The organism is Bacillus sp. B2-WWTP-C-10-Post-4, assembly GCF_009183805.1.
Lineage (GTDB): Bacteria > Bacillota > Bacilli > Bacillales > Bacillaceae_G > Bacillus_A > Bacillus_A cereus.
The window spans coordinates 41,617-65,209 of record NZ_WEII01000019.1 but is presented as its reverse complement, the minus strand read 5'-3'; the positions used below and the strand labels follow the sequence as shown (position 1 = coordinate 65,209).

Genomic DNA, 23,593 nt, shown 5'->3' with positions numbered 1-23,593 from the left:
ATATTACGGTATTAGATTAACTAAAAAGGCTTTTAAATCCATCCCTTATAATAAAATAGAGAGTGTTGATGTTAAAGAAAAGGCATTAGTTACAGAATTAGAAGTGAAATCTAAAGAAGAGAAAATTGATGTGTTTTTTGGATCCTATCATAAGAAATATTTTGATGAGTTCTATATATTTTTAACAGAGAAACAGTTAAATCCTAATCTAGGGAGTTAATTGTTAATAATATGTTACTGATTGTAAATAAAGCAAGAAAAAGACTACATAATTTGTGGTCTATTTTGTTAGGAGTTAGTAGTGAATTATACCTTCTTATTCATTGTTTGTTATATTGATAATAAAACAATGTTTTTAAGGAGTTAATATACTAATGGAACAGGTTGTAAGAGAATATTTTTCACCAAGTAAACAATACAAAGTTCAAGTAATTAAACGAAAAGATGGTTTATATACAACAGAAGTTTATAGGTGGATGGAGGATTGTGGATATGAGTTTTGGAGTTCTATCAATCAAGGATTTTCTTTGATAGATAGTGAAGAGCATGCACGAAAGATCGCTATTGAACAGCTGAGGGTGTATTCCGAGGAAGAGTATTAAAGTAATAGATAATTTTCCTTTTGAAAAAAATAGATAAAAATATGATGAATTTCCTTTTATTATAAAAGTGTCATAAGAACTGCCACGGAAATGGTACTGTATGTTGTTTCTTGATTTATCTAAATTTCTCGGGTTAGGGCAATTAATTATAGTTTACTCACGAATAAACGTAAGTAAGGGTCCGACCAACGGGGGAGAGGGTTACACCTCTCTTTGAGCCGAGGATGTTCCTTCCGAATGTCCAATTGCTAATCATACTTTCCTCGGTTCAAAGAGGCGTGGGGCACCTCAACACTTTATTTCTCTCTTGAACTTTACCAAACTAATTAGAAGCATCAGCTACACTTACCGATTTGTGTCTATGAGGAACGGTTTTCCGTTTCTCTGACTGTATAAGTGGAATTCACTTGTGTAGTGAGAGAAGCGTAGAAATTAAATATGAAAGTAATAAAAGAACACTGTTATGTAGAGAAGTACAGTCTATATACGGTGTTCTTTTTTGTTTATAAGGAGGGGATAGGTTATGCAGGATTTGATTAAGCAATAATTGCAGTTTATTTTCGTCCTGATGTAGAAAAGATAGCGGAAGAGTTAGCGTCATTAAGAGAAAAATTTCGTCCTTTTGAATAAATAGAGCCGATTCCAATTAAAGGAGTCGGCTTTTTTTATTAGGATGTTTAGTATTTACTTTTAGATAATGCCTTAAGTATTGGATTTATGATTTTACTCAGTAAACGAAATGCGTTAAATATAGAGCGTACAAACTTCATGAAGATGAACCTCCTAAAATAAAGGACATATCTTATTCCTTTATTTCGTTTATTGCGTTTAATGAATCGTTAAAGTATGTCAAACCATCCATTACAGATTGTTCATACCCTTTAACCTTTTCTTTATCCCTTTCGTCTAAACCTGAAAACATGCCGTCTACTGCCTTTTGATATACTATTAAGGAATCTATCAGTCCGATTTGTAAATCTGTGTACTCCTGAGGTGGGTGAAGGGATTTTATCTTGTCAGCCTGTACTTGTACTCTATCATACTGCGCTTTTAATTCGTCTTTATTTGTCAATAGTGTTTTATCTTTTTCAATTATTGGTTTCGTTGCGCGTAATTCAGCTTCAAACTTATTAGCAAGTTTATACACTGCCTCTTGATACTCTTTTAGATTACTGAATCTCTTAAGGTCTTCTACTTTGTCGTCCTTTTTAATTACGTTTTTTTCTTTACTAGCTTCTTCATCTTGTATTTTCTTCTCTAGCTCGTCTTTCTCTTTACTTCCTTTTTCTTTACTAGCTTTTTCATCTTGTAACTTCTTCTCTAACTCGTCCTTCTCTTTACGTAGTTTATCTACTTCATTATTTAACGATTTTATAACATCCTTATCAGATCTTGTTTCAGTTTTCTTTTCTTTTTCTATGTCATTATTTGAACAACCTATCCCTGATAACATAATTGGAAGTGCTAAACATATTAGTTTCTTGTTCTTCATTTCTCCTACCCCTTTAAATCTTATTTAATAGATTCCCTCTATACTCTATTGTTTATCCTGCTTACTTGTTTTCTTAGCGTTTCCTTGCTTTCATAACTACTTCACTTTCTAATTCCATCATTTCAAATGTATCACCGTTAAAGGATTTTATCTTGAATTCCGCATATGGTGGTAAGTCTATACCTTCTTTCTCTGAACCATGCTCTATAAACTTCTTATACGTGAAAGTCATTATTTTCTTAATCCCATCGTACTTCCATTCACCCAACATATGAGTTTGTTTACGCTCTTCTTTGTCTTCACTCTCATACATTAAGAATGTACCATCTTTCTTTAAGTCAAAACCTAAATTAAATTCACCATTTCTATATGTACCCCAATCAGCGACTAACTCTTTACCGTTTGCGGAGATATTAACAGTTCCTTCATTAGCGTCTTTTATTTCTTTCTGTTTCTTATCCATTACTTTCTGTTGTACTCCAGGGAATTCTTTTTCAAAATCTTCGAATGATGTTTCCCACATTTCAGGTCCAGAGTCTATATCACGCATACCTTTTGCTAAAACTTCTTTTAGTCTTGCAGTACTAATACCACCAACCATAAACTTTCTAACATCTTCTTCTACTCGGTTTAAGCCTTCTCTACTATCTTTTATACCCGATTTTATAACATACTCATGGAATTCTTCATGTTTCTTAGGTGGGTTTACAGCTTCTAACTCATTTAGTACCAGTCTTGTATCTGTAATCGCATCTATAGTAGGTTTTGTAAGTTCTCCACCATCATCAAACATTGTTTTAATTTCTTTATCTAGTCGATCTAATTCTTGTTGTAAGTCCAGACGTAACTCAAATAAGCGAGTGACATATTCTTTTTCTGATAGTTTCTTTGTACTTACGTCTTTCTTACCTACCGTATCTGTAGGATACCCCTCAACATTATCTATATCCTTCTTAGATTTGCTTGTATCGGATTTCTCTTCTTTACTATAGGAGTCTAATTGGATTTCTTCTTTCGGCTTAGACTTCTTTTTCGCTTCTTCTTGTTCAGACTTGATTGTTGCTAATGCACCTCTTAGTTGTTGCTCAATTTGTTCATCGCTATAGTGCATTCTATTCATATCTTCTATTAATTTATCAGCTTTAAAATGTTTATCTACCAGTTTATACTCTGATTGCGTTAGTCCGTATGTTTCAGTAGTACAGCCTGCCATTAACATAACAGGTAAAGCTAACGTTATTAGTTTCTTTGCTTTCATTATGTATACTCCTTTTTGAAAGAATTGTAATTAATTAACATATGAAACCGTAACATAAATTACGTAAATAAGATATATAAATATTTCATCTTTTATTGATAAGGTAGCGGTGAATGATTCACCGCAATATAAAGTGAAAAACTCAAAAATTAGTGTCTTCTATATTACAGCTAATTGAACATATGTAGAGGTACCATAAAATAAAAATGCCCTTCTCGAATGAGAGGGCTTTGCTATTTTATAAATCAAATTGAACTTGTTGACCATCAGTAATCGTATCATACGACTTTTGCTGGTATGTTGAACTTGTAATGAATTTGACATTAGTAATATCTTTTGGATCTCCATTAAAGAACAAACCTAGGACACGTTCTTGTTTAACTTTCCCAAAGTAATCAAAGGAAGTGCTTTTTTCTGTAATGAAATTACGATTTGCTTCTAATTGTTCGCCATTACTTAGTACTACCTTATCAAAATTAGAGAAGCTAATATTCTCATCTGAGGTATTTTCCACAGTATAAATAACTTGAATATAATGTAGTTTTCCATCGTTAGTAGGTGTAGCTTGATAGACTTCTTTAGCCGCATTTAACGTTTGTTCTGAAAGGTCAGATAGTTCAAATAGCTTGATGTTTTGAACAGTCATTTTAATTGGAGCTACATCAATAGTTTGATTAATTTCTTTAATTTTCATAAGCTCAATAACTCCGCCCTGAGCATTGTATTTTTGCTTTTCTCCAACTTTAGTTAGCAATGTTTTTTCGTTAGTTTTCGAATTGCTTTCTTTAATACCTTTTTGGTCTGAGGCAGTAGGCGCACTCTTTTCTTCTGTTTTTTCTTCTGAGCCACAAGCCACAAGTGCTAGGGAGAAAAATACAGAGACAAGTAATAATAGATACTTTTTCAAATTAGTTCCTCCTAAAATATATTGCGATATTAAGTATAACAGATATATGTCGATTTCATAGGATAAAATTAGATTTACAGGAAAAATATTCTTGAATATTGTTGACTCAAGTCAACTTATAGTGTGTTATAAGAGTATAAAGAATAAGAGGTGAACAAAGTGGATTGGATAATAATCTTAGGTGTATAGCTACAACAGCAACGGTTTTCTCTCAAGTAACCGCAGGTGTTAAAAACATCGTAGATACATACTACAAGGTAAAAGAGGAAAAACAAAAGAGTCGCCCCGACCAAGGAAACGACTCAGAATAAGCACACAGGGGAGGGAAACCTCTCCTGCATTTAAGATTATATCACATTCCATATTATTATGAAAAAATTTATCTGGACGAATCTACCTGTAGTCATTGTTTTAGTGTTTATTGTATCAATTCTTGATTATAATAATTTAAACACTTGGGGTTATATCTGTATCGTTGGTACCATACTAGCGATAATTCTAATGATAATCAACATGGTTATTTTGTATATAAAGGAGAAGAAAAATGTATAACTTTGAATCTAAGGAAGAACTAATAAAATTCGTAAATGATGAAATAGTGAATACTTCAGAGGCATTGAAGATTTTAGAATGCTCAAGGCAGAATTTAAATAAGTTGGTGAAGTCGGGGACGTTAGTGCCGATTAAAGAGATGGTTCGAGATAGGTTGTTTTTTAAAAAGGATATTTTAAATAGGAAAGAACAGATGAAAAAATAAAACAGGCCAAAGTTATATAATCTGATATTTAAACCCCAAGATACATAATAGAGAAGAAGAACCGCTACTCTCAGGCGACACTTATGGAGAGAATAAGAAAAAGGGGTTAGATTATAAAAACTAAAGTTTCAAAGGAGGATTTCTTTTTTATAAATGCATTGAAAATCCCACTTTATTAACGCTTTTTCGAAGTAGAAATAGTTTTAGATATTCATAAAGCGGGGATTCCTAGGGTTTGCTTTCATGATTTACGTCATACCCATGCAACGCTACTACTAGCTAAGGAAGTGAATCTGAGAATTATTTCTAATATATTAAAAGTTATAGTAACATCAAAATTACATTAAATATTTCCTGGCGTGTGCTGCGAACGATGCAAGAGATACAATCAACAAAATTGAATGAATTTTGTAGGTGATTTGACCAATTCTGTGACCATTGGTGTTATAAAGTATGAGAGTAATCAAATAAACCTCCACCCTGTCAGGGTGGAGGTTTATTTGATTACTCTTCTTCTTGCATTAAGAATTTCCAAAAACGTTTTAATTCTTCACGCTTTTGGGATGGTGCAAACTTTATATCTTTTAGCCATTGATCTAATTCTGTTTTGTTTCTGTCCTCTGTAACATTAAAATCTCGCCCTAGAAGAAAATCAGTAGATACATCAAAGTAATCTGCTATACGTATCAAGGTATTGTAATCAGGTTGACGTTCATTCCGTTCGTACATACCAATTGTACTTTCACTTAGCTGAAGCGAGTGAGCAAGTTCTTTTTGCGTAATTCCTCTTTGTTTTCTTAAATCACGAATTATATTTCCAAACGTTTTCATTCTATCACCTGATAATATATTAACACAATATGTGTTAAATAATTAAAATTTTTAAAAGTTGATAATTAGAATCTATTGACAACACAAAGTGTGCAGTTTATATTTTAAATAACAACACGAAATGTGGTTTTAGGGGGAGAAGAAATGAATTATGAAAGAGTGGCCAAAAATCTAATTAATTTAAGAAATGAAAAATCTAGAGAAGAAGTGGCAAGGGCTGTGGGAATCAGTGTTAGTACATTGCAAATGTATGAAAATGGTCAGAGAATTCCACGGGATAATATAAAAATAAAATTAGCGAATTTTTATGGTGTTACAGTCCAAACAATTTTTTTTGATTCAGAACAACACGAAGTGTGTTGAATAATGTTAGATTATTAAGATTATGTAGTTATTTTTTAGAAGTGTAAGTTTGGAAAGTGTTTTGGGGAATTTTACATAAAAACAATATTTTTATCATTATATATAAATAATAGGAGTGTATTTGTATGAACATGAAAACATTTGAAATGCGTGAAAAACGATTAGCGGAACTACTAGGTGCAAAGGTACTATGGGAATTTATAAGTGCTGTTACAGAAGAAATTGAAAAACAGGAATTAGAGTCTACACCAGGTTTGTTAGAGGATCTATTCATACATGTGAAAGAAACCATTCAAATTCAAAATATGAATCAACGCATAACAAAAGCCCCTGTAAAAACAGAGGCTGATGGTATAAATAAAGATACATTATTTATGGAAGCATATGTAGAATTAATCAATCATAAGTTTGTTATTTCTGAATTAGCTGTAGAGCTTTCATCTGTTCTAAAAGAATTAAATTGTTTTGTTCAATCATCTTTGCCACAGCTTCAAAGTGAGCTTGATTCTCAAGAACCTCAATCTGCTTCTCTTTAGGGAGTGATTGAAGTATTTCTTTTATTTCTTTACATTCGTATATGTTATTCTCTGAGTCTTCGATTAATTTATTGCGACGATTGGTGTATTCAATTGCACCTAAGGTCGCTAATGCGCGAGGATCTAATCCTAGAATTTCCATGTATTCCTCTCCTTTCCTCTACAATAATTCGATAGGGGGAAGGAGATTCCTTTAATGAATTAGTAGAGTCTTTATGTAGCTATACAAATTGTTAATGTTTAGTAGACATGTTACCAAGCAGGAATGTAATAGAATTAGACTTTAAAGAGCTTCTAAAAAAGATCAAAAGAAAGGGGAATCCAGTAATTCTCACTCCTTTTCCTTAAATAATCTACATATGATACGGTTGTTTTCTTTTATCATGAATTTTACATTGGATTCTTTGGGGAAGATTAGGTAGATAAAGGATATGGGGGATGAATGAATAGATAAATAAAATGAAAGAGAATTGTAAGAATTACAGGGAGTGTTAAGGGGTTATTAGGTGGAAATTTTAAAGTATTTAAGAGTGGGAAGGTGTGTATCAATCGTTACTTAAAAAGTAAAAGATTAGTTATTAAATAGGGAGAAGTGTCTAAGTTACTTGTATAGATGAAATAATGGAGCATATGACATTAAAGCATGAAGAAACATGTTGAAATAAATAGAAGGGGATATTTAGGTAGGCTAAGCAGAGAAATAAGGCATGCTGAGAAAGTGACTATTGAATTCGAAGAACTTAAAGTGTGAAAGGTAGCACTTATGTAAGAATATCTATTACTAATTTACTCTATATAAAAAAGTAGCTGCACAAAAGTACAGCTAGTCTTCTTCACAAATTTATATGGCCTTGATGACGAATTGGGATTGAGGTATATATAGTAATTGAGCTGCTAAGGAAGCTGTTGTGTTAGCAAATGGGTATGCTTCCTTATAAAGAAATTTACTATACACTATTTCATTCATTTCAAAGGTCGTATACAGTTTTTTAAGGATTTTTTGAGAAATTTTATTTGTACAAGCAGCAATAAAATCATAATCTCTTTTACTTATTTCTTGAATGGCATGTGAAAGAAGGGTAGTGACTATACCACTTCCCATCCAATCTGGATGACAAGCGCCCATATCTAGATAGACCAATTTTTCTTTATCTAAATGAGAAAACTCAATAGATTCTGTCTCTAATGTATCTAAAAGTTGAAAAATAGGTTCCATTTGCGGGCATAGTTCAATCGCTTTCTCTGTATCTATTAGTGGCTGGGTTAATTTTTTTGTTAAAAGAACTCCAACAATTTGAAAATTTTCTATTGCTACAAATGACATAGCTTGAGATGCAGCTTGTTTCATCATTTCTTCGCACATTTTGTGAAAAGGAGCAAAAGGAATTTGTAAACTGCTTACAAGAGGTTCATTATTCACAAAAGAATGTGCAAGTAAATGTGCTGCATCTTTCACGTGGTGTGTATCAAGTAGCTCTATATTCATATGTTTTTCCTCTTTCCTGATATAGTTAATAGTAATTAAAAGGATTAAAAATTTTATTTCATTTAGTTAAGTTTAACTATTAAAGCGCTAACAAAAATGGTTATGAAACATATGAATGAATCTGTTTAGTAGCAATCGAAATATGTTCATAAAGAAATGCTACGATCTCATCTATACATTCAACAGTTGTATATGGAGAGATAGAAAAGAATTTTAATGTAGAAATCGGATTTCTATCACAACTGTTTATTGCGTCTACTACACATGAACGAGTTGTATCGCCTAAAAATATTTGATCACGATTTTTTCCTAGATAATTAAATAGTTCTATATTTAATCGATTTGTATCCTCAATTTCTTCCTTTGTTGCAAGGCCTATTCGTTCTTTTTCCCAATTTTCTTGGCCATCTCCATTCATATAGAACCGAAAAGTTGTAATTGGTCCATATGTAAAATCATTTGTGATTGCGACTTGGGGTAGGGCCTTGCGCAACTTCTCTCTAAATAATAGATTTACACGAATATAATTTGCTAATATTTTTTGATATCCTTCAATTCCAAAGGCTAATAGATTGATATACATTGGAATAGCACTACCAGATCGTGAACATTCTAAGGTATAGCCTGTATGATAACTTCCATATGACCTATTACCAAGATAAGGTGTGTCATCTTGTTCAATGTCCATCAGTTGTAAATCAGTATGTTTTTTTACGATTAAAATACTTGAAGCATACGGTGTTTGTCCTAATTTATGAAAATCAAAACATACACTATCAGCAAGTGCCATGTATTGCATTTTATCTTGTACGTATAGTAAAGCATTTTTTAAGTTAGGTTCAAATGAAAGTGGATTTTCTTCGAAATTATAATTATTAAAGAAACTATAGAATCCACCCATTGCAGAATCCGCATGGATATAAATAGGTTTTAATTTATATTTTTTTTGTATTGCTTCAGCGCTCTCTTTTATTTTTTTTATATCATCAATGGTAAAAGTATCTGTTGAACCCATAGTAGCTAGAATATAAAGAGGGATACCACCATTATTAATAACTTGTATCATTTTTGCCTCTAAATCATCTATATCCATAGAATTTGAATAAGGATCAGTTTTCACTTTAATTAAGTGATTTGATCCAATGCCAGTTGCTTCAGCTGACTTTAATAAACTATAGTGTGCATTCTCAGAAGCAAAGCAATATACATTTTGTGGAGCACCATGTTCTTTTGCCGATGGAAATTGTTTAGAAATTGCTAAGCGTAAGCTCGAAAATACACAACCTTGTCCACCCCATGTGGTATATCCACCGCTATTATGTGGATTATAACCTATCAGTTTTGAAAGCATGGATACCACTTTTACTTCTGCTTCTGCTGCCCCTGGACCATATACATCCCAAACACCATTACCATTTAAAAGTGCCATTGTCATTACCCCTAATAGTGAAGGTATACTTGGTAGTGGTACAGCGTTAGACAAGTAATATTTATTTGGATACGGATGTCCATTCGTAAATTGGTTTAGCTCTTCTATAACCTCAGACATAGTGATTCCAGCTAGTGGAATATGACTTTGGTGAATTAAGCCATTGTAGTATCCTTCTGATTTTTCCTCACATTTACCTAAAGTAGCTCGCTCATCATTTTTTAATTGGTCAAGATTTTTAATTATTTTCTGCATAGATTCTAATAAAAGTTGTTGTTTTTCTTCATTTCCGTCAACGCTCGGAAATAGTTTTAAAATATCTTGCATGCAGTCACTTCTCCTTGTGAAAAACTGGATTTTTATTTTACTTGGTTAAACATAAGGGTATAATAATTTGTAATTGCCCTTTTGAATACTTAGAAATGAGGAGCTATTTAGAAAAAAATGTAATTCCATAGAAGATTATATGAATTATGGAATTTAAAGTAAAGAAAAATTTTTTGATTTATTTTTAAAAAAGTAATTGTGAGATAATGAAGTTTCTAAAAATATTTCTGAATTAATTGTTTATTCGGTTAGCATGTTGCCTTAGCATGTATTCAACTAGTGTAGTAGATATTTTAATATAATGTAGAACGTATTATAAGGTAGTTGAATAAAAGGGTTCAACTACCTTATAAACTGTAGATATTGCTGAGAAAAGGGAAAAAATAAGGTGGAAGTGTTAAAGATATGTTTTAGTGGAGAAGAAGTAATGGTATGGATTTGGTAGCTACATCAGTTTGATTTTTATGGGAGAATAACGAGCTGATCAAAGCTTTTTAATGAATTCAATTTCATTATCTAATAATAATGGACGAGTTAAGTGGGAAGAGTTTTCTTCAACCTGAGTAGAATTTTTTGCACCAGGAATAGCAACTGAAACTGCTGGGTGACTTAAAACATAACGTAAAGCAACTTGCGCTAAACTTCGATTTGAACGTTCAAGTGAACGTAATTTCTCTACTGTGTTTAAGCTATCTTTAAACCACTTTTCTTTTGGCCAATCTTTTCTTAAATCATCGTCTGGAAATTGAGTTTCATGATTAAATTTCCCAGTTAAAATTCCCATCTTAAGTGGACCTCTTATCACAGCACCTAAATTATGTTTTTCAATATAAGGAAGGATGTCTTTTTCGGGTTCTTTATTCAAAATACTATAATCGAATTGTACGACATCTAAATCATTATCCCGATTAAAATGTTTTATATAATCTAAATCATTAGTAGAAACACCAACAGCTCTTACTTTGCCAGATTTTTTTAAGGTTTGGAAAGCTTGTAGAAAGGCTTCTGTTTCTTCAGGTTTATCCCACCAAATATGACAAAAGTACACATCTATATAATCCGTTTTAAGCCGCAGTAAACTAGCCTCAAACGCATCAATGATCTTTTGAGGATCTCCATAAACGGCTGGTTGATTTGGGTCATAATGATGACCAATTAATCCACCTTTTGTAGAAAGAATGATATCCTGTCTGCGATTATTTATTGCTTTTGCAACTAGCGTTTCACTATGACCTAATCCATAAACATCAGCAGTGTCAATAAAATTGACCCCTAGGTCAATTGCTTTTTCAATTGCATCAATGGATTCATTATCTTTTACTGCACCCCATTCATCTCCACCAATTGCCCAAGAACCGAATCCTATCTCTGAAACTATTAATCCCGTGTTACCTAATAATCTATATTCCATTATGTACGGACTCCTCCTTTACAGTTTATGTTATTAGAAATATATATAGCGACCAGTTGGAATATTCTTGAATTTATTTTCGGGGTATAAATTAGGTTATTTCCTTTAATAAAATATGTAAGATTACTGTATAAAAAGAAATTAGAATTATTAGTGAAATGGTTTTTTATGCTTAAATTGAATAAAAGTATGAACGGTTACAGTATAAATATGAGTTTTATTCATTATTTTAATAACTATGCAATAAGCGAAATAAATGTTGAATTTAGTCGGAAAATATAGATTTACAAATTGCAGAATATGTACATATAGTTGTAACTGTAAATATTATCCGTTTTTAAATATTTAAAAAAGGAGAAATTCATATGAAAGAAATACAAAAGAAATATGAAATTGTAGAAGAATTGGATGCAACAGTAGGTCAAGAAGCATTATGGATAGCTCATCAAATGGAAATAGAAAAAGGAATGAACAATGAACCGATTATAATAAAGTTAAAAGGAAATCTTCAAATAGAGGTTTTAAAGAAAACGCTTACTATGATAGTGCAATCACATCCGGCGCTACGTACAATATTTAAGAAGAAGGATGAAAAAATAAAGCAATTAATTCAAAAGAATGTAGAATTTGATATACCAATTAAGGACTTAACTGCTTTTAAAAACACAGAACAAAAATCTATTTTTAAAAATTTCTTAGAATCTATAGTGAATGAGAAATTTAGTTTAGAGGAGGGGCCTTTGTTTAAATTCCACATCATTAAATTCAGTGAAGATACATTTATTTTACATTTAATGTTTCATCACATTATTTACGATGGATGGAGTTTAGGAGTTTTCATCCGACAATTATCCAATACGTATGGTGAATTACTTCAAGGGAAGACGAATGTAGAATTTGAATCTCCTTATAAGAACCTCGTAGAGTATGAGGAGGGTTTTATTGATAGTGCAATATATAAAGATGGATCATCGTATTGGAAAGATTATTTACAAGGTGAATTAACTCCTACAGAGTTTCCTATTGATTTTAATAAAATGAATGAAAAAAGATATACAGATAAAAATATAAGTAAGAATATTAATTCGGATTTATTTTATCAAATACAATGTTTTGCTAAAAAAAATAATATAAGTATTTATCGAGTAATGTTAAGTACTTATTGTACCTTGCTTCATCAAATGACAAATGCTGAAGAGATAACTGTTGGTATTCCAATTAATACTAGACCACATACAGAAGAACGAAATACTTTTGGTTATTTTGTTAATACAGTACCTATACGTATAACAATAGAAAAGGGAGAGACATTTAAGGGAATACTTAATAAAGTGAATAAATCTATTCATCTAGCTATTACGTATAAACATAATCCTTATTCACATATAGTAAAGGATTTAAATCTAAATACAAATACAAATCATAATATGGTATATTCCACAGCATTTAATACGATGAAGATACCGGAGTTAAAAATTCCTGATATTGAGTCAACAGTTTTAACAGATTGTAAAAGAGTAAATCCTTTTAACATGACTTGGAGAATAATGCGATATGAAGGGGAAACAGAGAATAAAATTGAGATTGACTATAACTCAGCATTATATAAACCAGAGAGTATTAGTGATTTAGTTGAAAGATATATATATTTGTTACAAAAACTAATGAAGAATGTGAACGAACCTATCCATTCATTGGATTTACTTTTAGAGAAAGATCATCGTCTATACAAAGAAATGAACTCAAATGCTCTTACATATCCTCATTCAAAAACACTAGATCAATTAATCGATCTACAAGCATTAAAATCGCCAAATCAAATAGCGATTTCAATGGGGGATAAATCCATTACCTATTATGAATTACAGCAAAGGTCAAATCAAATTGCGAATTATTTATGTGAAAATGATATAAAAAAGGGACAACGTGTAAGTATTACTATGGAAAGAGAGATTGATACCATTGTATGGGTTTTAGGAATCCTAAAATCAGGCGGAGTTTATGTACCAATTGATCCAAAGTTTCCTGAAAAAAGAATAGAATACATCTTAAAAGATAGCGAAAGTCAAATGATTATTACGAAGAAAGAATACAGGGGATTGGTTGAAAGGTTTGCGATCCATACAATTTATCTAGAAGATTTTCATTACGCTAATTCTATAGAAAAAATTGCGTCTACACATACCATAGAAGATGCAGCTTATATTATCTACACGTCAGGTTCAACAGGTTTGCCAAAAGGAGTCGTTGTACCACATAAAGGTGTAGTTAATTTATCATATTCAGTAATCAATACATTTCATTTAGGAAAAGAAGATGTGTTTTTACAATTTGCAACGATCATTTTTGACGCCTCCATTATGGAAATATTTCCGATTTTGCTATGTGGAGGAAGAATGCATTTAATTTCTGAAATCGAAAAACGTTCAGCAGAGGAATTTATAAATGTAATTCAAAAGAATGGTATTACAAATGTGGTTTTACCAACTGCGTTTTTTAAATTAATAGCTGATATGCCAAAAGAAATGTTACTTAAATTAAATTCTGTAAAACGTGTATTTGTAGGAGGGGAAACTTTACCTGCTGAATCAGTTCGTAAATGGCAAAGTAAATTAGGGTTAAAGATTCCAGTTCTTAATGCATATGGTCCTACTGAAACTACTGTATGTGCAACCATGTATGAAGTAAATCGTGAGATACAAAAAGAAATTTCTAATATCCCAATCGGTAAACCAATTGCTAATAGTGAAGTTTTCGTGGTTAGTCCGTTCAATACATTATGTCCGTCAGGTGTAGTAGGTGAGTTATTTATTGGCGGTGATGGAGTTGCCAACGGATATTTAAATCAAAATGAAAAAACAAAAGAGGCGTTTATTTCTTTCGGAAAATCCTATAATTACGATAAAGAGATGTATCGTACTGGAGATTTAGTACGTCTTTTACCGAATGGAAATTTAGTATTTATCGGAAGGAAAGATAATCAAGTAAAAATACGTGGGTATCGAATTGAGCTGGATGAAATTGAAGGAACATTATTTAAACATCCAGAAGTGAGAGATGCTGTAGTATTCACTTATCAAAACGACAAAATCGTTAGTTTTTATTTATCTAAAGACAATACAGAACTAAAACAAGAGGCATTAAAAACATTCTTAAGTGAAAGTTTACCAGATTTTATGATGCCAAATTATATATTTCACCTTGAAAGTTTTCCTGTATCGCCAAGCGGGAAACTAGATAGAAAAAAATTAGAATTACAAATCCCATCTTTACTTGAAAACATGCAGAAGCAATATGTTCCACCGATAAGTGAAACAGAAAAAAGATTGGCAAAAACATGGGCAGAGATTTTAAATTTAGGGAAATATAGAATCGGCAGAGATGATGACTTTTTTAAACTTGGGGGACATTCATTAATTGCTGTGCAAGTGTTAAATCAAATTCAAAAAGAGTTTTATCTAAAAATTGAAATTAGAGATATTTTTGAGCATACAACGATTGCTAGTCTATCTGCTTACATCGATAAATTAATGGCAGTAAATCATGATAGGGAAGAACAGGAGATGCAAGTATTAAAAGTCGCAGATAAGGAAAGTTATCAGTTATCAAGTGCTCAAAAAAGAATCTGGTTTTTAAATAAGTATAACGCCATTAATAGAGTATATGATACACCACTACACATATATATTGAGCCGAGTTTGAAAAAAGATATCTTACAAGACACCATAAGATTTTTAGTTGAACGACACGAGATGCTACGAACAGTCTTTATTGAAAGAAATGGGGAGCCTAGACAGGTCATCTTAAACTCAATAGCGATTGACCTGATTCACGATGAGATTGAACACACGTCTAAAAAAGAACAACAAGAATATATACGTACAACAATAAATCAAACGGATCATACACCATTTGATTTAGAAAATGGCCCTCTTTTTAGGATTAGAATTTTTAATCTGAATAAGAAAAAGTCTTATTTATATATTAATTTACATCACATTATTACAGATGAATGGAGTGTAAGGAATTTATTAGATGAATTAATAAAGGTATATAGTGCCTTTGCTAAACGTAGAAATCCTGAGTTGCCAACTATATCTAATCGATATGTAGATTATGCAGAGTGGGAACAGGCGCAGTTAAATTTAGGTCGATGGGATACAGAAAAATCTTATTGGATGGCCGAACTTGCAGCACCTCTTCCTATATTAAATCTTCCTTTAGATTTTAGTAGGAATCGTCAAAGTACAAATAAAGGTACAGTATTTGAAATGAAGTTAGATAATGAAATGAAAGAGTCTTTGAAACAAGTATGTGAGCAAGAGAATGTTTCTATGTATATGCTATTTTTAGCAGCGTATATTCAATTGTTACATTATCTAACGGATCAAAAAGATATTATTGTAGGTACACCGGTTGTTGGAAGAAATCATCAAGAATTTGAACAAATACAAGGATTCTTTGTAAATACCCTAGCAATTAGAACACAATTAAATGATGTGAAAAATTTAACACAGCTATTACAAGTAGTGAGAGAGAAATGTTTGAATTCATTCCAAAACCAATCGTATCCATTTGATAAAGTAATTGAGCAAATAAATCCTGATAGAAGCTTTGGGAATAACCCGATTTTTTCTACTATGTTTAGTTATCAGAAAGATATTCTGCAGCAACATGATGCGTATAAGCTTCAGTTGTTACCTAATAAACAAGATATTAGTAAATTTGACATTTCTTTAGCTGTTGAAGAAGGATTGGATTATGTAGGGATTTCATTTGAGTATGATATTAATCTTTTCAAGGAAGAGTCAATTAATAGGTTTACTCAAAATTTACTTACTATACTGGACGCATTTATTCATCAACGAACAGTAGCATATGAAAATCTTTCATTCCTATCACAGGAAGAAGAATCTTTATATAAAAAGGTAAATCATACAGAAAGACCATATCCTTATTTTCAAAATATACAGGAGCAATTCTATATGCAAGTAGATAGACAATCCAATCGTATTGCTATAACGACTGCAACGGAATCTTTAACATATAGACAATTAAATATGAGCTCTAATCAAATAGCTCAACATTTACTCGAAAAAGGTATAAAAAGAGGTGATAAGGTAGCCATATTTTTAGATAGAAGTATGAATAGTATCGTTTCTATGCTTGGAATATTAAAAGCCGGTGCTGCCTATATACCAATCGATGTAAAATACCCTGAGGATAGAATAAATTATATAGTTCGTGACAGTGAGGCATGTAGAATTATAACGAGTAACAAATTCAAAAGTCATTTGAATGTAAGTGATTATAAGGTTTCAATCATAGAGGATATATATCGTACGACTATAAATGATGAAGTGAAAATTTTAAATAAACCAGATGACTTGGCATATGTAATTTATACTTCAGGCTCAACAGGAAAACCAAAAGGTACATTATTAACGCATAAAGGAGTATTAAATTTAGTTGAATGGAGAAATGAAGTATTTCAGATCTCTCCAAATGATAAAGTAACACAGTTTTATTCCCATAGTTTTGATTCTTCAGTATCAGAAATTTTTTCTACCTTGTTAAATGGGGCGGAACTATATTTATTAAGTGATGAACAGCGCTATTCAACTGTCGCATATGCTCAAGCCATTCAAGAAACTCAAGCAACTATTTCTGACTTACCAACAGTATTTTTCAATGAATTATCGACTTCATTAACGAAACCGGATAGCGAAAAGATACGTTCTTTAAGATTTATAATAATGGGAGGGGAAGCTGCATCAACAAATGCTATTAGAAGTTGGCAAAATACTTTTAACAACCAAGTACAGCTGGTAAATGAGTATGGCCCTACTGAAGCAACCGTTTCAGCAATGTATTATTTCATACCAGTTTTAGAAGGCGATAATAATCTTTTAGGAAGCATACCAATTGGTATTCCTATTTCTAATACAAAGGTTCATATATTGAATTCATATATGCAACATTGTCCGGTAGGGGCTATGGGTGAATTATATATTGAAAGTTTAGGATTGGCCCAAGGGTATTGGAAGCAGGAAGAAAAAACAAAACAGGCATTTATTTCAAACCCATTTTCAGAAGACAATAGTAAAAGATTATATCGAACAGGTGATTTAGCAAGGTGGTTACCAAATGGAAATATAGAATTTATGGGGAGAAAAGATAAGCAGGTTAAAATTAGAGGGCACAGAATTGAATTAGGAGAAATAGAAGATGCAATGTTACAACTTGAGGGGATAAGTCAGGCTGTGGTAACACAAACGAAAGGTGGAATGTTACTGCAAGCTTATTATAAAACAGTGGACGGTATAGGGATAGAGAAAAGTAAGTTAGCTTTACATTTATCAAATGTATTACCAGAATATATGGTCCCTAAATATTACTCTCATGTGTTAGAAATACCAATAACGGCGAACGGTAAAATTGATTTTGAAAAACTGCCAAAAATAGAGTTTGATCATAAGCAAAAAGATGAGTGTAAACTTAAACCTCAAACTAAAGTACAAAAAAACATTGCAAAGGTATGGTCTGAAGTTCTAAACGTAAAATTTATAGGGTTAAAAGATGATTTCTTTAATTTGGGTGGACATTCTTTAAAAGTTATGCCTGCATTAGTCAAATTAAAACCGTTATACCCTAACTTGAAAATTCAAGATTTCTTTAAGTATAGAACAATAGAAAAATTAGCCTCTTATATTGAAGAGATGGAAGATATGTCGTTCAAGAAAGAGAAGAATATGAATGAAGCATGTATGGAAAATGAAACGAAAACGACTCCTGTTTATGAAACAACTAAATTAGAAGAATGTGAGTTAGATATGGTGAATTATCCAAAGGCAGTTTTCCTTACAGGGGCAACAGGATATTTAGGAGCACATATTTTAGAACGGTTATTACAGTTGCCATCTACGACTATTTACTGTTTAGTAAGAAAAAATGAGAATCAAGTAATTGGTGCAAAATTAAAAGAAAGAATGGAGTTTTATTTCGGTAAAGAAATCCTCCAAAAGTTGAAGGAGAGAGTAGAATTAATTGAAGGAGATTTATCTTTGATGAATCTAGGTCTAGATTCAAAGCAATTGGATCATGTAAAGAATAGGGTAGAGTCAATCATACATTGTGGTGGAGAAGTTAGACACTATGGAGAACGTGAGCATTTTCAAAAGGTAAATGTTCAGTCTACGAAATACTTATTGGAATTAGCTAAGAACACAAATGCACGTTTTCATTATATATCGACTTTAAGTGTAGTAGGTCAGGCTGAAAGCGATCCAAAAGAATTTGAATTCTTTGAGTCTAATTTTGATAGAGGGCAAAATTTAGATAATCTGTACCTAGAAAGTAAGTTTCAAGGCGAGAAAATGGTCAGAGAAGCAATGGAAAAAGGAGTTCGTGCCACAATATACCGTGTGGGGAATTTAGTGGGTAACTCTAAAACAGGTAAATTTCAATACAATATTAATGAAAACGCATTTTATAGATTATTAAAAGGGATATGCCTATCTAGCATAGCTCCTGACGTCAATACGTATGTAGATTTAACGCCTGTAGACTATGGGAGTTTAGCTATTACTGAATTATCTTATAAGGCCAATACAGTAAATAAAACCATGCATATTTGTAATCCAATTCAGCTAAAATGGGAACAATTTATTAATAGTTTACAAGCTTTTGGATACGATATCCTGTTAATGAAACAAGAAAAATATATAGAGAAGTTTTTTAATACGAATTTAACTACTGATGAACAGAAAGCTTTAGAGCTCATAATGCCTTTATTAGAATCTGTAGAAGAGCTATCAGTAGCTATACCTTCTTGTTTATACACGCAAGGATATTTGAAGAATATACACTGTGTAGAGCCAAATCAAGAGTATATCAATTTGTTATTAAATTATGCTATGAGTATAGAGTATTTACCACTAATTAAAGAACCAATACTGTTGTAGTATACTCTAACGATTTTGAACAAAAGGGAAGAAGAGTTTCACTTCGAAACTTTTTATTTAAAAATCTTAATTATTTGAGTACAAAAAATAAAAGATTGTATAGCGAAGAAGTAATAATGAAAAAGAACCTGTTTTCCATGGAAAACAGGTTCTTTTTGGGGGTAAAGATAACTTAGGGGTACGGAAAAGATTCCTTCCCAATATGATTGGGATCGTACTATCGAGAATATAAATATGCAATTATGCATATTTATATTGAATATTTTTAATAACTTTAAAATCTAATATATAATTAAAAAGTTTTTAATGAATTGATAAGGAGATGCGAGTATGAAGAAAGTCATAGGACTTATAGTATCATTATTTTTATTATTCTCTACCTATGCACCAACATTTACAGCGGCAGCCGAAGTTTTAAATAAAGTAGGCTGGGTGAAGGAAAATGAGAATTGGTACTATTATCAAAAAGATGGAAGTAAGCAAATAGATAACATTACTTTAGATGGAATAGAGTATTCCTTTTTTAAAGATGGGAGGCTATTCCAAGGGAGAAAACAGGTAGGAAAAGACGATTTATATTATAGTGAGCCTGGTAAATTAAAGACTGGATGGAGTTTTTCTGCAACTTCATGGAGCTATTTAAAAGATGGGAAGTATGTAACAGGAACATTTACCTATCAAGGAAAACCATTTGAAATTAATAAGTACGGGGATATGGAAAAAGGATGGATTACTCTTCGTTCTGCTGTTAAAAGAATCTATCCAAAGCCAGAAACAAAATTTCTATTTAAATCTAAACCTGTAAAGGATGGGGATGTCTTAGAGGTCATTTCAAAGCAGGGGTTATGGTATCAGGTTAAATATCAAGGAGAAGTCGGTTATGTTCGGATATTTGAATCTGTTGTAATTGGTGAATCACCAGTTCGTTCATGGGATGTAACAAAGGAAGCAACGAATTTGTCTCATTTTATGATAACGGAGTATCATAAAGATCCTGAAAAATACTTTCCACCCAATATTCAAAAGAAATTTGATAAACAACTAGATAGTGATTTAGCTCTTCTTGCGAATGGATTACAATGGATTGATCAATTAAAAGAAGCACTCTATTTAGACAATAAACAAGGCTGGGTACAAGAAGAAGGAAAATGGACGTATTATAAAAAAGATGGGCAAAGAATAACAGGTTTCCAATCAATTGATGGAAAACGTTATTATTTTGGTACCGATGGTTTTATGCAAACCGGATGGGTACATACAAATGGATACGATTATTATTTGGGAACCGATGGCGTGGTGCAAACTGGAATCCAGCATATTGACGGAAAAACTTATTACTTTGGCCCGTTAGGTCCTGTACAATCTGGATTTACACATGTTGATGGGAAACCGTATTATTTTGATGCTTCTCATGAATCAAGAAATGGTTGGATGAAGCAAGAGTTTAATTGGTATTTGCTACAGCCTTCAGGTGCATTACAAACAGGAAATTTTACATATAAAGATAAGAAATTCTCCTTTAATCAAGAGGGAGAAATGGTTAAAGGATGGGTTACATTAGAATCCCTTGTTAAAAAAGTATATCCTGAGCCAGATTTAAGAAAAGCATTACGTGCAAAACGTGTAAATAAGGGTGAAGTGATAGAAGTAACTGGGAAAGTCGGTTCTTGGTATGAGGTTAATTATCAAGGAGAAAAAGGATATGTACGTATTCATGATGCTATTATCTTTGATCAGGAGGCTAAAAGTCCACTTACTTTGCTTGATGGAAAAGTAAAGATATTTGAAGGTGTATTAGATTATTTAAAAAGTGACGAACCATTCATAAATAACACGATTAAAATTTTAGAAGAATCAGAACAAGGGTTGTTAGATGCTGCAGAGAACTGGGAAAGTATTTCAAGGAACGTAAACAACGCAAAGCAAGATGTACAGTATAAAATGAAAGTGATTAAAGAATCACATGATAAATTGCAAGAATTAGTGAATGCAATGAAAGGTGACATTAAAAATTTAACGGTCACTCAAAGAAAAGAGCTATTTAAACTGCTTGGAAATACGAAAGAAGATGCTCTAGCGTATGGAAAAGAGTGGATGGGATTTAGTGCTGATGTATATGTATCTATCCTGCAATATTATACATCCCTATATCAAAGCTATGCTTGGTATTATCAAACATTAGATGTGGTTGCGGGTAAAGCACTTGAAACCCAAAATGAGATTAATAAAAATATTCTTCAAATTGAGGAAAATCATCGTAAGTTAGCAGAAGGGCTTTCAGGTGTCGTTAAAGATTTAGGACCGGTTGTAGATAGTTCCATTCGTCTAAAACATTCTGTAGATATAGCGAAACCTGCTATGGAGGAACTTGTACAAGTAACAAGAAAAAACGCTCCAATCATTGCGAAAGATTTACAAGCATTGGATGCCAAGGTCCCAGGATTCTTCACAGATTTCAATATGGGAATAGATCTTGCAAATACATTTATGGACTCCGCTAATAAAATAGCAAGTCATAAAATTGATATACCTGCTGGAAGTATTGGCAGTATTGATTTAACAAATGCTTTCCGTGATTTTGGTGTTACTCCAGAAAAAATGAGAGAGCTTGAACAAGCTGATCGAGATACGACTAAATTTATGAATGTCACATTGGATGCTTGGCCAATTATTAATGTGCCAAAAGAAATTATTCAATTGGTACAAGGCCATGAAATGGGCGAAAAAGACAAATACAAACCATCTGATTACGCGATTGGTGTTGCATCAGTACTAACTGGTGGAACTGTAAAAACTGTAAAAACTATCGGAAGGGTAGTTGGCACTGTTGAGGATATTGAAAAGAAAGCGAAAAATCTTGAGAAGGCTGCGAAGTCTACTGGAAAAACTATTGGTAAGATTAACACGCACAATATCCCAAATATGTCTAAAAAAGAAATTCTAGAAAAGCTTCCAGACGGATGGAAATACACGGATAATAATGGGTTTGTTCATGTTCGGGATGGTAATGGTACAATAAGAATGAGGATAGATCCACCGGATAAAGTTACAAAGTATGACCATGTACATTTATACGATGAAAATAAAAATCCTTTAGATTTAAATGGAAACATAGTTGATGCTAAAAGTCCAGATGCTCATATCCCATATAAAAAATGAGGTGAGGAAATATGAACGTACAAAGAATACAAGAAAAAATTGATAAGTTAAATTACTGGGATGCGTGGGTTACTAAATTAGAATGCAATTATATTGGCGATGAAGTGATTTTGATTTTTAAAGATGGGGATGATGTAACTCTTCAATTCAGTGGTTGCTATAAAATAGAATACAAACATAGTATGGGATATGTAAAAGAAAAGCCAATAAAAACATTTACATATGAACAGTTACCCTATTTTCTTCATGATATTGAAATCGGTGAAGTAGAAAAAGAGGGCTTGAAATTATATACCTGTAATATAATTATGCCTCCTATGGAATTAGAAATATGGTGTAAGGATATAAAAATTGAAAGATAAGTATTTGCAAAAGAAAAAATGCTAAGTAATTTCTATATTGTTGTAAAATAATTAAACAGACCTTAGATAAACATAAAACTGTGGAAATATTTAATTCATGCGGTTTATATTATATCAATTTGATTTTCTTTCATATTGATTCTTTATATCTCAACTCGTTTCTGTACCTCTGCAATATTATGAATTTCTTTTTAAACGCTATGCTTGTTTTTATCAAGCATTTGATGTGGGGACAGGTGAAACGGTTGAATTTTAAGTTTAAAGATAAAAATAAATAAGGGGAATATGTTATGAAAGTAACTTGTTTATATAATACCGGCAATGCCCTATCTAAGATAACAGAGGAAACATTTAATTTAACCATTGAAAAAGAGTATATTGTTTATGGAATATGTAAATTACAAAGTGGTGAGTTAACATATTTAATCTTAGGAGAACGTGAAAATATGCCATCATGGTATCCAGCAGAATTATTTAAAATATCCGATGCGTTACAACCTTTAGAATGGTATTGTGCAGAACACAAACAGGTTAAAGATACAACTATAGATTATATATGGGGATATAAAGAGCTAGCCTTGGATGATACACATGCTCTGGGGTTAATAGAAAGAGAAAATAAAGATATGGAACTATTTTTAAAGCGTAAAGCTGAGATTGACGAATTTGAGGAATTGTATAAATAAATTAAATTTATTTATGAAAAACG

General features: G+C 31.8%; 16 protein-coding genes. 9 read left to right on the top strand and 7 right to left on the bottom strand.

The genetic code is table 11. The features are described from left to right. Positions 1–220, top strand: a 220-nt coding sequence (locus GBN78_RS11015; RefSeq protein WP_193224730.1) for a PH domain-containing protein, incomplete at its 5' end; no start/stop codon positions are given. Positions 221–374: 154 nt separating this feature from the next. Next, the gene (locus tag GBN78_RS11010; protein ID WP_000438798.1) at positions 375–602 is read left to right on the top strand and encodes a hypothetical protein; all 228 of its coding nucleotides are present in this window, start codon (positions 375–377) and stop codon (positions 600–602) included. Positions 603–1,404: 802 nt separating this feature from the next. Here GBN78_RS11010 and GBN78_RS10995 read toward each other — a convergent pair. The 3 genes from GBN78_RS10995 to GBN78_RS10985 form a co-directional block, all read right to left on the bottom strand. Next, positions 1,405–2,094: a coiled-coil domain-containing protein gene (locus GBN78_RS10995; protein ID WP_152127375.1), complete on the bottom strand. Its 690-nt coding sequence runs from the start codon at positions 2,092–2,094 to the stop codon at positions 1,405–1,407. A gap of 73 nt (positions 2,095–2,167) precedes the next feature. Next, entirely contained in the window at positions 2,168–3,352 is a 1,185-nt protein-coding gene (locus GBN78_RS10990) for a DUF3994 domain-containing protein (RefSeq protein ID WP_152127373.1), read from the bottom strand. Between the two features lie 238 nt (positions 3,353–3,590). Next, positions 3,591–4,259, bottom strand: a complete 669-nt coding sequence (locus tag GBN78_RS10985; protein WP_060852627.1) for a hypothetical protein — start codon at positions 4,257–4,259, stop codon at positions 3,591–3,593. A gap of 544 nt (positions 4,260–4,803) precedes the next feature. Here GBN78_RS10985 and GBN78_RS10975 point away from each other — a divergent pair. Continuing rightward, on the top strand, positions 4,804–5,016 hold the full coding sequence (locus GBN78_RS10975) for a transcriptional regulator (protein WP_060852626.1): 213 nt from the start codon (positions 4,804–4,806) through the stop codon (positions 5,014–5,016). 504 nt (positions 5,017–5,520) lie between these two features. Here GBN78_RS10975 and GBN78_RS10965 read toward each other — a convergent pair. After that, positions 5,521–5,847 (bottom strand): helix-turn-helix domain-containing protein, encoded by a 327-nt coding sequence (locus GBN78_RS10965; RefSeq protein ID WP_074643275.1) that lies wholly within the window; start codon positions 5,845–5,847, stop codon positions 5,521–5,523. A gap of 144 nt (positions 5,848–5,991) precedes the next feature. Between GBN78_RS10965 and GBN78_RS10960 the strand changes: the two genes are divergently transcribed. Then, positions 5,992–6,210, top strand: coding sequence for a helix-turn-helix transcriptional regulator (locus tag GBN78_RS10960; protein ID WP_001105582.1), 219 nt, complete (start codon positions 5,992–5,994; stop codon positions 6,208–6,210). A 125-nt stretch (positions 6,211–6,335) separates the two neighbouring features. Continuing rightward, on the top strand, positions 6,336–6,746 hold the full coding sequence (locus GBN78_RS10955; protein WP_016093817.1) for a hypothetical protein: 411 nt from the start codon (positions 6,336–6,338) through the stop codon (positions 6,744–6,746). A gap of 841 nt (positions 6,747–7,587) precedes the next feature. On the opposite strand, the gene GBN78_RS10945 is transcribed toward GBN78_RS10955, so the two are convergent. From GBN78_RS10945 to GBN78_RS10935, 3 genes are all read right to left on the bottom strand, one after another. Beyond that, the gene (locus tag GBN78_RS10945) at positions 7,588–8,232 is read right to left on the bottom strand and encodes a GNAT family N-acetyltransferase (protein WP_152127371.1); all 645 of its coding nucleotides are present in this window, start codon (positions 8,230–8,232) and stop codon (positions 7,588–7,590) included. Between the two features lie 100 nt (positions 8,233–8,332). After that, positions 8,333–9,988, bottom strand: a complete 1,656-nt coding sequence (locus GBN78_RS10940) for a pyridoxal phosphate-dependent decarboxylase family protein (RefSeq protein WP_152127369.1) — start codon at positions 9,986–9,988, stop codon at positions 8,333–8,335. Positions 9,989–10,472: 484 nt separating this feature from the next. After that, positions 10,473–11,399, bottom strand: a complete 927-nt coding sequence (locus GBN78_RS10935) for an aldo/keto reductase (protein WP_152127367.1) — start codon at positions 11,397–11,399, stop codon at positions 10,473–10,475. Positions 11,400–11,764: 365 nt separating this feature from the next. Here GBN78_RS10935 and GBN78_RS10930 point away from each other — a divergent pair, with 365 nt between their 5' ends. The 4 genes from GBN78_RS10930 (at position 11,765) to GBN78_RS10915 (ending at position 23,570) form a co-directional block, all read left to right on the top strand. Continuing rightward, positions 11,765–19,363 (top strand): non-ribosomal peptide synthetase, encoded by a 7,599-nt coding sequence (locus tag GBN78_RS10930; protein ID WP_152127365.1) that lies wholly within the window; start codon positions 11,765–11,767, stop codon positions 19,361–19,363. A gap of 330 nt (positions 19,364–19,693) precedes the next feature. Continuing rightward, positions 19,694–22,522: an N-acetylmuramoyl-L-alanine amidase family protein gene (locus tag GBN78_RS10925; RefSeq protein WP_152127363.1), complete on the top strand. Its 2,829-nt coding sequence runs from the start codon at positions 19,694–19,696 to the stop codon at positions 22,520–22,522. Positions 22,523–22,533: 11 nt separating this feature from the next. Then, positions 22,534–22,884, top strand: coding sequence for a hypothetical protein (locus tag GBN78_RS10920; RefSeq protein WP_088346306.1), 351 nt, complete (start codon positions 22,534–22,536; stop codon positions 22,882–22,884). 290 nt (positions 22,885–23,174) lie between these two features. Continuing rightward, a complete protein-coding gene (locus GBN78_RS10915; RefSeq protein ID WP_000868983.1) occupies positions 23,175–23,570 on the top strand; it encodes a hypothetical protein in 396 nt (131 codons plus the stop codon). Positions 23,571–23,593 lie beyond the last annotated feature (23 nt).